The 13,172-nt window shown below is 45.7% G+C and carries 8 protein-coding genes and 1 pseudogene; all 9 read right to left on the minus strand.

The window, feature by feature from the left end:
- Positions 1–2,214 (minus strand): annotated as a pseudogene (locus tag LQV63_RS31875) (polymorphic toxin-type HINT domain-containing protein); the annotation flags it as partial.
- A 422-nt stretch (positions 2,215–2,636) separates the two neighbouring features.
- Entirely contained in the window at positions 2,637–3,062 is a 426-nt protein-coding gene (locus LQV63_RS27830; protein ID WP_233699148.1) for an SMI1/KNR4 family protein, read from the minus strand.
- 63 nt (positions 3,063–3,125) lie between these two features.
- Positions 3,126–3,950 carry a polymorphic toxin-type HINT domain-containing protein gene (locus tag LQV63_RS32205; protein ID WP_233699176.1) on the minus strand — a complete coding sequence of 275 codons (825 nt, stop codon included), beginning with the start codon at positions 3,948–3,950 and terminating at the stop codon, positions 3,126–3,128.
- A gap of 359 nt (positions 3,951–4,309) precedes the next feature.
- The gene (locus LQV63_RS27840; RefSeq protein WP_233699149.1) at positions 4,310–4,609 is read right to left on the minus strand and encodes a hypothetical protein; all 300 of its coding nucleotides are present in this window, start codon (positions 4,607–4,609) and stop codon (positions 4,310–4,312) included.
- A complete protein-coding gene (locus LQV63_RS27845) occupies positions 4,610–5,119 on the minus strand; it encodes a hypothetical protein (RefSeq protein ID WP_233699150.1) in 510 nt (169 codons plus the stop codon).
- A gap of 290 nt (positions 5,120–5,409) precedes the next feature.
- The gene (locus LQV63_RS27850) at positions 5,410–5,784 is read right to left on the minus strand and encodes a hypothetical protein (RefSeq protein ID WP_233699151.1); all 375 of its coding nucleotides are present in this window, start codon (positions 5,782–5,784) and stop codon (positions 5,410–5,412) included.
- A 10-nt stretch (positions 5,785–5,794) separates the two neighbouring features.
- On the minus strand, positions 5,795–11,080 hold the full coding sequence (locus LQV63_RS27855; protein ID WP_233699152.1) for a polymorphic toxin-type HINT domain-containing protein: 5,286 nt from the start codon (positions 11,078–11,080) through the stop codon (positions 5,795–5,797).
- A gap of 43 nt (positions 11,081–11,123) precedes the next feature.
- The gene (locus LQV63_RS27860; RefSeq protein ID WP_233699153.1) at positions 11,124–12,869 is read right to left on the minus strand and encodes a hypothetical protein; all 1,746 of its coding nucleotides are present in this window, start codon (positions 12,867–12,869) and stop codon (positions 11,124–11,126) included.
- Between the two features lie 33 nt (positions 12,870–12,902).
- The gene (locus LQV63_RS27865; RefSeq protein WP_233699154.1) at positions 12,903–13,082 is read right to left on the minus strand and encodes an aspartyl-phosphate phosphatase Spo0E family protein; all 180 of its coding nucleotides are present in this window, start codon (positions 13,080–13,082) and stop codon (positions 12,903–12,905) included.
- Positions 13,083–13,172: the final 90 nt, after the last annotated feature.

The following is a 13,172-nucleotide window of genomic DNA, read 5'->3' on the forward strand; positions in this document are numbered from 1 at the left end:
GTGCACATAAGCCGTCGCTATGGCAACGGTTCCGTCCGGGTTCACGGTGCCTTCCGCCACGATGAGCGCCCGGTCGTCATAATAGTAGCGGGTGGTCACGCCGTCTTCGGTACGTTCGACCATGAGGCCATCCCCGTTGTAGCGATAGGAGACCATTTTTCCTTTTTCTATCTTCACTTGCGTCAATCGGTTCCGGCTATCGTACGTATAGCTGGCGCCTTGGATATCCGGCACCTTGTCGTTCGTTAACATGCTCCGGTTATCTCTGACATCATACGTGTACTTTTCATTGAACTGGTTCGATGTCTTAATCCGGTTCAACGGGTCGTACGTGAACTGGAACGAAGGGCCGTTATCCGTCTTGCCCGTTATGTTGCGGTTGTTGTCATAGGTATACGCATACTGAGCGAATCGAGCCTCGCCTTGCTTCTGTTGAATGCCAGTCAAGTTCAATCCGTCGTACGCAAACGATTCATTCAGGCCTATTGAGGACTGCAATTGGGATACGCGGTTATACGAGCTATCGTATGTGTAAGTAAATTGGCCGAGCTGCCCCCCTGCTCCATCCAGCACTTTGATATCCTTTGGAATAGATAGGATTGGATTCAGTTGTGTCTGGGCCGTTAAGCGATACGGTCCTGCAGCAATGGATTGTTCCTTTCGTATCCCGCGATCATCATAATCAAATGACATGACGGTCCTATCCGGGTACGTGATGGATGCCAATTCGCCCGACGGATGGTACACGTAGCTTGTCGTCCCCGTCTGATCGGTCATCGCCGTTCGTTTGCCTGCCGCGTCGTATGCATACGAAATGGTTTCACCCGCAGCAACGCTGCTGACCAAGAGATTCCGGTTATTATAGCTAAACTGTTGAACCTGACCTTTCCGATCGATGCTTTTCACCACGTTGCCGTTGCCGTCATAATAGAAACGCTTGCTTTGGTTCATCGGATCGGTTTGCTCCAACAAACGGCCGATGTCATCATACCGTTTCTTGACCGTATTCCCGTCCGCGTATTGAATTTGCACCAGATCGCCAGTTAAATTGTAAGAATAACGCGTCGTCTTCCCTTCGGCATCTGTTGCGGCGATAAGGCGTCCCAACACATCATACTCATACTTCGTTGCGTTATTGTTTCCGTCGTACGCAACCTTGACGTTTCCCGCAAAGTCGTATTCGTAACGGGCCAATACCACCGCCTGACCGGATGGCTTGATTTCTTCTTTCTTAATGAGCCTGTTCATGATGTCGTACGTTTCACGAATGGCGTTGTTCGCCCCGTCGATCGTCGTCTTCGTGTTGGCTGCATCGTCATAGACGATGCGATTCACTCCGTAAAGGAAGTTTTCCTTGATGACCCGATCCCAGGCTTCATACTCATATTCAATCTGAAGCCGTCCGCCAAAGTTCCCTTTTCGAATGATTCGGCCATTCTCATCATATTCATGTTCGGCAATACCACGCCCGTTGGTTTCGGCGATCAGATTTCCCAAGGGATCGAAATGCTTCTCAATTCGCAGCCCATTCGGATCGGTGATGAACATCTTATTTGCTTGATCATCATAAACGATTGTTGTCTTCGTTCCATCCGGATTGATTTCGGCCGTAATTCGCCCGAGTTTGTCATACGTATAGGAAGTGCTGTTTCCATTGCCATCTGTATATTTCGACGGAAGCCCCGTCTCGGGAATATAGTCCATACTGCTTTCGACCACTTCATTGCTGCCGTCAACGTTCTTAACGCCTACGATTTGCCCGCTTAAAAAGAATCGCTTGAAATCAGGGCTGAATTGCTGATAAACAACAGTCTCGGAAGTATCTCCCTTGATTCGAATCTTGAGCGGATTGCCGGCATAGTCATACTCATAATTTAGCTGCTGAACAATCTCTCCCTTGTTATTCTTGGAGATCGCCTGCATTAATCCTCCGCGATCCTCATCATATTCATACTCGGAGCGCAGGTTCATATCCCTATCTATCGGCACGACACTGTTCATCAAGCCGAACTTCCTCAGCGACACGATGGCGTACTCGTAACGGCTTGTTGCCCCGAGCGGATTCGTCTCGGATTCAATAAAGCCCCAGTCATTGCGATCATACGTCCGTGTTGTAACACGGGTAGCAGATGAAGCCCCTCCTTGATAATTCGTCTCCTCGATGCGGATCGGATTCGGATTTCTTCGAGCTGTATCGTACCTGTACTTAAACACCTGACTATTGTTTGCTGGTCTGCAATAGCCTTCCTCGTGTTATATACTACCGAAGGAGAGAGGTAATCCGTATACTGTTTGTCATACGTATAGGTTACGGTCTCAAATTTGTCGTACACATCTACAGAAAACGTGAAGTTTTGATCGAAATACTGCCCTACATCCCCATTGTTATATCTCAGATTTGAAAAACCGCAAGAAAACGAAGGTAACAAAAAAAAGGTCAATCATGGTGGTATCTGACCATAATCGACCTATTCAATGTAACGGTATATCGTTACATTCGGTTATACTTTTCGAGCATTTATGTACGTACAAATGATATGACGAAAACTGTATACGGGTATTAAGGTATTACATGGGTTATATGTGTTATTAGTTAATATGATGGTTTCATTCCGTACTGGGTCCCCCCACGAATACTAATTCATTAGTTGGATAAAATCCAGAAAATTTTGCGCAATTATCAAACTAGAAATTGAACCATCATTTTTCTTTTCAACAAATACGATTCTAGGAGGAACGTTATCGTTATAATCAAAACAAAACATATTACCTTCTTCATCAATTGCAAAAGGGAAATAATTTGGGGGCAAGTTATCTTTCTCTGAGTTATATTTGTCTAAGATATCAAGTTCATCAAATGCCAAAAAAGTCAATAAATAACCAAATATAATTTTCTTGTTATTTACAATAATTGTTTTTGATGATGGTTCTCCACCGTGATATTCTTTGGCTATGTGAAGAAAGTCATCAGGAAAAACAATTCCAATATTCTTCTCAACTGCTTTAATCATATTTATGTCAGCAGGGCAATAGTCAGATTTCCATTCAATGTTTTTATTCATGGCTACACCTACCTAATAACTTAGTAAGCGGATGATAATTCAAAACTACCATCCGCTATTATACTACTTAATCCATTTTATCGCATCTGGTGACCAGTAAGTACTCCAATTAGGGTCACCGACTTGACTTACTTGAATAATCTCACCAGTAGCATTACTTCTCACAACATAGCCTCCATCTTTGTGATAATAAGCAGTGACAGGAGCATTATTTTTCCCTTTTCTTTGATCTGTCCAGTTCACTGTTCCGGCTGGTTTATTTATTGCTTCACCAATCCTCTTATCGTTCCATCCACGCTCGGTTATTTGGTCAGCAATGCTCTTTCCTCCTTTTTTAACTGATTCTTGACTGTAATGAAAAGATTGACCTTTATAGCTAGCAATATTACCCGTACCCTTATTAGACTCCAACCCTTTTTTCAAACTCGATCTATAGAACTGATCTACATTCTTCGGTAATGATATTTCTATTTTGACTCCTACAGGTCCGCGGCTCACATTGGCCGGGCGATTGTAGGTCCCCCCGCCACCAGTTGGCGGATATGAGCGTGCCACTGTGCCTAATCCACCCAGGCTGCGTGCCCCTGACCCGCAGTTATGCGTCCAAATACTCAAATCCGTTACGAAGTAGTTATGATATCCATTGACTTTAAAGTTGTAGACCGTTCGTTTCTCTTTTTCGATCTCGATGCTCTCTATCGGGTACTCTTTGCCTTCATTATCGACCAGCCGATCTCCGACTTTCAAGTCCTTTGCTTCCACCCAGCCTATTCTTGGAACCCAGAACGGATGCTCTTCGGTCGTGATCATCGTCGTGCCAGCTACGGTGACATGGTAGGTCTCTTCGGCTACCCGCTGGAAGGTTTCCTCGACTTCCTTGTACGCCAGTTCTCCCGTTTCTTCATTCTTCGCAGTACTTTATCCCCTATTTCAATCGTTTCAATCGCTTTATAACCCCCAGATAAAAAGAAACCTTGAAAGGCAATAGCCTATCAAGGTATTTATTACATTAAATCTCTATTTCATCCCATAATTCAAAAATTGGCTTACCATTAATTTTAGCGTTCTTGAATAATTCATCTGTCGAACAAAAAGATTGTGAAAAGCAATCTTTCTCTCTAGTTAAATAATAACCTTTAAGATTTTAACTAATCCAATAGCCTTCATTACGCAAGTAAAATTGAAATTCCTCACCCATTTTTACTCGCTCAATTAATTCCTCGTACGTGATAAGTAGTCCTCCTTCCCTAAGGAATCCTTTTAAAAGATCCATCATTATTCCATTGAAAGATATGTTCATGTGGCCATTCTGGATGTTGTTTAGAATTACCGTGATTCGTATAATCGGCATCTCTGACCGCTTTTTCGTCGGGTCCATAGTATCGTCTAGTTTTTATTTCACTAGTCTTTTTATCAATAATATCAACTGCCTGCATCGTATAGGCTCCCTTCTCCGTAATCAGTTCAATTCGTTTGCCCGTTCCCTTATGCTGCTGCAACAGATCGCGCATCACGCCTTGATATTTTTGAGATATCCCGTTATTCATTCACTTAGCCCTCCAGTTCTGCAAGTTGAGCCACTTTTTCAGCCAATACTCGCCTTGTTTGTGCCAGACGCTCCTCTGCATCCTGAACCATTTTTTTGCCGCTGCTGCCTTTGCATCTTCAAGTTCCTGCTGCTGCCGTACTAGAACTCTCTGGTTATACTGCACAAGCTGTCTGCAATCGGACGCTTCTTGCTCTAGTCTGTCTATGAGTTGTAATGCTTGCTGGCGTGGCAGTCCATCCTTTTGCTCTGCTACCGCATTCAAATGCTCCGCACGGTTCAACAACTGCTGAATCTCTTCGCTAACCTGAAAATCTGTACGCCCTGATTCCTGTAACATTTTCGCCTGTTCGCGTAATTCCCTAGCTTTCTGACAATGACCACGAATTTCATACATAAGCTGCTCGTATATTGCGCAGGCTTGAGCAATAGACCGTACTTCCTTTTCTTCTCCCAGTGCTGGTTGCTGGTTCTTCAATTCTTCTGTTACTACCTTTTCACGTTTTGCCATTTAATTTCGTCCTCCTTTGATTTTGAGCATACAAAAAAGCTCATTCCTACTCGTGGTTCAAGTTGGAAAGAGCTTTTGAAAGTTTATCAAGTGTTTGAATTAGTTAGTGTTTGGTTTGTTGGTTGTATTGTACGATCTTGCTGTCCAGAAGTAAACTGTCTATATTTTTGTACTCTCTTGACTTCTAGATTTTTACACAACCTTTTAATTTCATTGGGGTATCGTTATTGTTGTACCTACTATCATAAATAGTACCCAAGTGAGTATCTAAAGTTACTAGGAATGATTTGTTATTCTGTTAGGATACTATATGATATTTCCTTCGCTGCAATTAAACATCCAAAATTACTTGGATAATCTTCAGGCGTAAATTTAAAAATATAATGTAAATACTCAACTTGAAACTTCTCACTAATCTCTCTTTCAGCCTCACCTTCAAGCACTGTTAAGATTGTATCTTTTGTGTCCGTCTTCCACATCATTGGAAGAGATACGAAAAATACATCCTTAAATTTTATTTCAACATCTGGATAGCTAAGGCTTAAACCGCCATATAATGAAATCTCTCCATCTTGATATTGCTTTATTTCAAAATCAAACCACAGGCCTCTTTTTATATAATCATTAATTTCTCGGACAACTTGTCTTACATCTGCTAGATCCATCTTTATACACCTACTTTAATTGTATATGAGTAGCCTTTGCCGCAGCATCATTACCAGCCTTCAAAAGGCTTGTATGATACCATTTTCCATCACTACCAAGGTACTCCCATCCGTAACCTTGATTAGTACCTGGAACCGTTCCCTGTTGCCTTCTGGCTACCCTATAAATACTCCCTGTCTTATCATAAAGAGGGTCCGCAGGATGTGCCCGTACTTCAAAATCATAACCCGCTTCAGACCACTTTTCTTTAAAACTATTTGGAGCTTTATTTAAGTTTTGTCTTTTTAATGCTGCGTTAAGGTAATCATTCGGGTTATTTGAATTAATTAGTTTCGATACATTACCCATGCCCTTATTAGACTTCAAGCCTTTATCCAAAACTGATTTATAGAATTGTTCTGCATTTTTCGGTATTTCTATCTTAGCTCCGGCAGGTCCGCGGCTCACATTCGCCGGGCGCGAGTAACCCCCTCCGCCTCCGACTCTTGGGGCACTAATGGAAGAGGACATTCTCCCTCCAGACAGCGCGCCGTCACGACCGCCGCAATTGTGCGTCCATATCTTCAAGTCCGTTACGAAATAATTGTGTATGCCTTGGACTCTGAAATTATATACCGTGATTCGCTCTTTCTTGACGTCAATGTCTTCAATGGGAACTTCTTGGTCATCGAGATCGACCAGTTTGTCCCCCTTCTTCAGATCACGTGCTTCGACCCAACCTTGGCCAGCTATCCAGAATGGATGCTCCGCCGTTGTTATGATGGTGGTTCCGTTTACTTTTACATGATAGGTTTCATCCGTTTCCCTTTGGAACAATTCCTCTACAGGGTTGTAACCCAGTTCCCCGGTTTCCTCATTTCTCGTTTGGACTTTATCTCCCACTTGAATTTCTTCAATCGGTTTTAGTCCTTGTTCCGTTTTCACTTTCGTTCCGGCTGAAAAACAGAGTAAGGAGCCCGCGCATAACTCCCAAGCGCTGTTCCCGGTCGGATCGATCTTCGTCAGCGGATTATTCTCTACATACGTATACGGGTTCAGACTGAGCGGATTCGTCAGTTCCCCTTCAAACGGATCCTCCGTTATAAACCGCCCGATACTCGGATCATACCATCTGGCCCGCAGGTATTGCAGGTTCGTCGTCTTGTCCCAATACTCGCCCGAGTAGCGGAATATATTCGGTGCCTGCTCTTCTTCCGTCAGCGGATTGCCCCAGATATCATACGTGTAGCGATTGAGCAAATTCCCCTGAGCGTCGCGGATTTCCGTGACGTCCCCGTGGCCGTTCGTGAAGTAATATTGCAGCCCGCTCTGTCCCGGCACTTGGCGAGCCAGCAGCTTGCCACTCGCGTCGTGCACGTAAGCCGCTGTGATGCCCACCGTTCCGTCCGGGTTCACGGTGCCTTCCGCCACGATGAGCGCCCGGTCGTCATAATAGTAGCGGGTGGTCACGCCGTCTTCGCTGCGCTCGACCATGAGGCCATCTCCGTTGTAGCGATAGGAGACTGTTATTCCTTTTTCTGTCGTGACTTGCGTCAAGCGGTTCCGGCTGTCATAGGTATAACTTGCGCCTTGGATATCCGGCACCTTATCGCTCTTTAACGTGCTCCGGTTATCTCTGACATCATACGTGTACCTTTCATTGAACTGGTTCGACGTCTTAATCCGGTTCAGCGGGTCGTACGTGAACTGGAACGAAGGGCCGTTATCCGTCTTGCCCGTTATGTTGCGGTTGTTGTCATAGGTATACGCATACTGAGCGAATGGGGCCTCGCCTTGCTTCTGCTGAATGCCAGTCAAGTTCAATCCGTCGTACGCAAACGATTCATTCAGGCCTATCGAGGACTGCAATTGGGATACGCGGTTATATGAGCCATCATACGTGTAAGTAAATTGGCCGAGCTGTCCCCCTGCTCCATCTATCACATCCACTTGCCTTGGAATGGGCAGGATGAGGTTCAATTGCGATTGAGTCCTTAACTGATATGGACCTGCAGCAATGGATTGTTCCTTTCGTATCCCGCGTGCATCATAATCAAATGACAGGACCGTCCTATCCGGGTACGTGATAGTTGCCAATTCGCCCGACGGATGGTACACGTAGCTCGTCGTCCCCGTCTGATCGGTCATCGCCGTTCGTTTGCCTGCCGCATCATACGTATACGAAATGGTTTCACCCGCAGCAATGCTGCTGACCAAGAGATTCCGGTTATTATAGCCGAATTGTTGAGCTTGACCTTTCCGATCAATGCTTTTTACCACGTTGCCGTAGCCGTCATAATAGAAACGCTTGCTTTGCCTCATCGGGTCGGTTTGCTCCAGCAAACGGCCGATGTCATCATATCGTTTCCTGTTCGTATTGCCATCCGCGTATCGGACTTGCACCAAATCGCCATTCAAGCTGTAAGAATAACGCGTCGTTTTCCCTCCGGCATCCGTTACGGCGATCACGTGTCCCAATACATCGTGCTCATATTTCGTTGCGTTGTTGTTCCCGTCATACGCAACCTTGACGTTCCCCGCATAATCGTATTCGTAACGGGCCAATACCACCGCCTGACCGGATGGCTTGATTTCTTCTTTCTTTATGAGCCTGTTCATGATGTCGTACGTTTCACGAATGGCGTTGTTGGCCCCGTCGATCGTCGTCTTCGTGTTGGCTGCATCGTCATAGACGATACGATTCACTCCGTAAAGGAAGTTTTCCTTGATGACGCGATCCCAGGCGTCATACTCATATTCAATCTGAAGCTGTCCGCCAAACTTCCCTTTTCGAATGAGCCGGCCGTTCTCATCATACGCATGTTCGGCAATACCACGCCCGTTGGTTTCGGCGATAAGATTGCCGAGCGGATCGAAATGCTTCTCGATTCGCAGCCCATTCGGATCGGTGATGAACATCTTATTTGCTTGATCATCATAAACGATTGTTGTCTTCGTTCCATCCGGATTGACTTCGGCCGTAATTCGCCCAATTTTGTCATACGTATAGGCGGTACTGTTTCCATTGCCGTCTGTAAATTTGGTCGGAAGCCCTGTCTCAGGAATATAGTCCACACTGCTTTCGACCACTTCATTGCTGCCGTCAACGTTCTTAACGCCTACTATTTGCCCGCTTAAAAAGAATCGCTTGAAATCAGGGTTGAATTGTTGATAAACAACGGTCTCGGAAGTATCTCCCTTGATTCGAATCTTGAGCGGATTGCCGGCATAGTCATACTCATAATTTAGCTGCTGAACAATCTCTCCCTTGTCATTCTTGGAGAGCGCCTGCATTAATCCTCCGCGTTCCTCATCATATTCATACTCGGAACGCAGGTTCATGTCCCGATCTATCGGCAGGACACTGTTCATCAAGCCGAACTTCCTCAGCGACACGATGGCGTACTCGTAACGGCTTGTTGCTCCTAGCGGATTCGTCTCGGATTCAATAAAGCCCCAGTCATTGCGATCATACGTCCGTGTTGTAACACGGGACGCGGATGAAGCTCCTCCTTGATAATTCGTCTCCTCGATGCGGATCGGATTCGGATTTCTTCGAGCTGTATCGTACCTGTACGTAAACACCTGACTGTTGTTTGTTTGCTGGTCTGCAATAGCCTTCCTCGTGTTATATATTACCGAAGGAGAGAGGTAATCCGTATACTGTTTGTCGTACGTATAGGTTACAGTCTTAAATTTGTCGTAAACCTCTACAGAAAACGCGAAGTTTTGATCAAAATACTGCCCTACATCCCCATTGTTATATCTCAATATCAGCTCATTCTTCTTCGTATTTTGCTGTGAGCTATAGTAGTTACGACGTGCTTTGTACCTTATAACCTGCTCTTCTGCATACTCCCCGATCTTCCGATAAATGACACTATCGAATCCATATTCCGTAATGGCCTTGGTTGGGTGTTCAATTACCCCCAGCGCGATGGTCTCGTTCTTCCCCCAGAATATGATGCGATCATTTCCAGTCAGATATTTGTATGAATCAACCAGATTAAAGTTCAGCCAGTTCCACACGCCGTAATCATATTTGGTCGAACGCCCAAGCGGATCGATTACTTCCGTTAAGATATCTTGCTCCCGGGAGAGCACATCATTCTTTATTTTACTGACTCTCTTTTTCTTATAGGTGACCTTCCGATCCCCGATTTCAATGGAAATTGTATGGTCTCTATGATAGGAAATATACATTGCGTTCGAGTATCGGTGCTCCCTGGCCGAGCTTTGGATCCGATATAGAACTTCTCCAACATCCGGTTCGTACTTATACGAAAATTGAATCCAATTGCCATACTTATCTTCAATTAATATCAGTTTGCCGACATGGTTAAAATACTGCGTGATTCCCGTCTTCAGATTATGGAGTTCATAGGAGGCTCTATCTCCTGTCTGTAGGTACTTGTCCGTATCACTAAAGTCCAAATCGCGGAATGGATATCCGAGCAGTCGGTCATTTTCGGATAAGCTGTAGGTGCCAAGGCCCGAAATGTAGATATAGCGGTTGTTGTTGACCTTCTTAATATACGAAATATCCCAGATCCACCCTTTGCCGAGATGGAATATTTGTTCTTCCTGTGTTTCCTGCGTACTGTTCTTCCCATTCCATCTGTCCACATAAATATCGTCCTTCGCCAAAGAGCTGTCATAGATTCTCCGCAGCGCAAAGTCCAAGCCGTTCGGGCCCGGCATGACCAGATCCGTTTCTTCCACGCGCAGCGATCCATCAACAGTCGAGATATGATCATTTACAGACCCAACGGAGTAAGGAGATTGATCCAGCCGAATCGGCTTATTACGCAAGGCGATTTCATCATAAGGATCGCTGCCGGAGAACATCCGCAATCCGTACACCAGATCCGTTACCGACCGTTCCTTCTTGCCGTATACTTGCTCCGTTACACTGGCTTGATATACAGCCTCCGATACACTCTTCACTTGTTCCTGATGAGCTATAAGAGGATCCGGAGAAGGCTTCGGATAGGTATGGTTCATGAACTCTTCATAGTCTTTACCCTGCCGCTGAGCTTGCAGGCCTTGATAGATTTGATGAAGCTGATAACCGTTGAGCAGCTCCGTCTGCACCCAATCCCTTGTCACGCCAAACCTCTCGGTGACGGATGTAATGGTAATCAGCTCTTCTGGATTAAAATCTGCGAAAGTTGCTTGAGCCCCATATACATTGGAAGTGACGGAAGGCGAATGCAGGGGCGGCCCTGCAGAAGAGAAAAACTCTTGCGCAGATACAACAGGCATTCCAGTTATCGTCAATAGGAATACAAGAATAACGGCAATCCATTTTTTCATGCTCTATCCTCCTAAAAGCGTGATCTTCAGTCGTTTATTTGATTTAGCTGGTTGCGGGCGGCTTGGGCGGTGTTGGCACACTGATCGGATCGTCCGGAGGCGGACCTGATGGCATGAAGTGAATGAAGTTGATTAACACTTTGCCTTCCCCGCTCAGGGACTCAGAACGTATGACCGCGTTCACACGGGCCGTTACCGCATCCTTAGGCACCGTATAACTAGTTGTGCTTTTCGTTACGTATTCATCCCCGGTGACGGAATCGTATGTCGGCTCCTTGAAGCCTATAAATCGAATTGGCGCGCCGTTGCGGTCATAAAATTGGACTGAGACCATGAATATTGCTCCTTTAAGCTGACGCACACTCGCGCCAACCCTTAAATGATATTTCGTGATGTTATTTACAGATAGTTCTTGGCTAATTCCAGCCGCCTCCCATCCGCTCAGGTCTTTTGCAGTGATGACATGAAGCGTTTTTCCATCCATATATTTCAGATCCGCTTGAACTTTCTTCGAATCAGACGCGATGATCTCCCAACCGTTCACCGTTGGATCATCCTCGCTTCTGTAATCGAACAAGAAGTTGGATAATATCCCCTTGAATGTGCCTAACCGAAATTGCACATTGTCCACATAAATGGTTCCCGCGGCTTCATTACTCAGCCCTTTGATTCCAACCATTAGCGCGGCATAATCCGCTTTCAAGGGCGCTCTTATCGTATCGGATACGGTAATGAATTTGCCTGCCGTCAGATAAGGATGCTGCCGCACCACCTGTCTTTCGATCCATGTCCCGTCTTTCTTGTAAAAGTCGACGGCAATTTCAGCTGCCGCACCGTTGAGCTGTTCGATCTTCACGGCGGCGCTGACATGGTAGGAGACGCTTTTGGTCTCGAATTTTTGTGTCACTCCAAGAAACCCGTCTTTACCGATGCCCGAACCCGACACTTTCACATATTGATTGCGGTTGTTGCGCTGCAACTGAATGTGCGCCTGCCGGACCTGATCCATGGCGCGCTCCCACAATACCGGCTCTTCCCCCGTGCCTACAGTTTGAAAATCGCCGTTTATCAGATGATTGTCGTTATGGCCGACCATAGCGTAGACGCCTCTTATGTTCAATTCCCCGGCGGCCTGATCCCCCTCGGCACGAATTACAATATAGATCATCGCTTGCGTTGCATGTTCCGGAACTATCGCCCCCGTGCCCGACAACGTTATAAATCCATTCGTGTTAGATGAATAAGACCGTACGATTCTGGGCTTAGTGTAGCCTTTATCCGTGCGATAGGAGGCCAGCAGTTGGATTGTTGCGTTAGTCAAGTTTTTTGCCTCCACGGCGGCCTTCATTTGCAAGACTTGATGGGGGAGAACGGAGATTGGAATCTCTTGTTTTACACCCGCGATCGCATCGCGGCTCATGTTCGAAGCCGTTATTTTTTGATAGTAGTTCGAGCCTGCCTGCATTCTTGCATAATGCGCGTTAGCCGTTCCTTCCGTTACTTTCAGCCAGTGCGTGCCTAGCTGCTGATCTCCATGCGCAAACACAGCATTTTGCACATTGTTAATGGTCGAGTCTTGAAGCTGGCTGTACCCTTTTCTTTTCCCAACCATGTTCCCGTTGCTATCGTAATTCAGATCGTACGCCTCCTTGCCACCTTCCGTTCTGTACAACTGGCCGTTCTGATTGTAATCGTAGCGCACCTCTGCCGCATAAATGGAATGGTTCGTGCCAAGGATGAAGCAGGCAATGAGGGCCACCTTCAACCAATTCCTGAATATGGATCTCATAGTTTCCTCCTTATAAAAGAAATAGTGGTGTGCCTAAACCAAGTTGTCGGAAATCTCTGTCATCGCTTTTTTGATGAGTTTTTTCTTCTGAATTTCAACCAAATACTCGTCTAGCTGCTGGCTAAGCTCGATTACATCGCCATCTGTGAATGTTTTGCCGCTATCAATGGCTTGTCTCAGTTTCTGGCGCGTTTTCTCAATTTTGCATAACAACACTTCATCCGCAACGCTTTTCTCATTGACTGAGCTATCGAAGTAAAAACGATCAATGACCTTTTCCCCCTTTTAATAGTGAGATCACAG

It is taken from the genome of Paenibacillus profundus, from assembly GCF_021369635.1.
GTDB classification, from domain to species: domain Bacteria; phylum Bacillota; class Bacilli; order Paenibacillales; family Paenibacillaceae; genus Paenibacillus_B; species Paenibacillus_B profundus.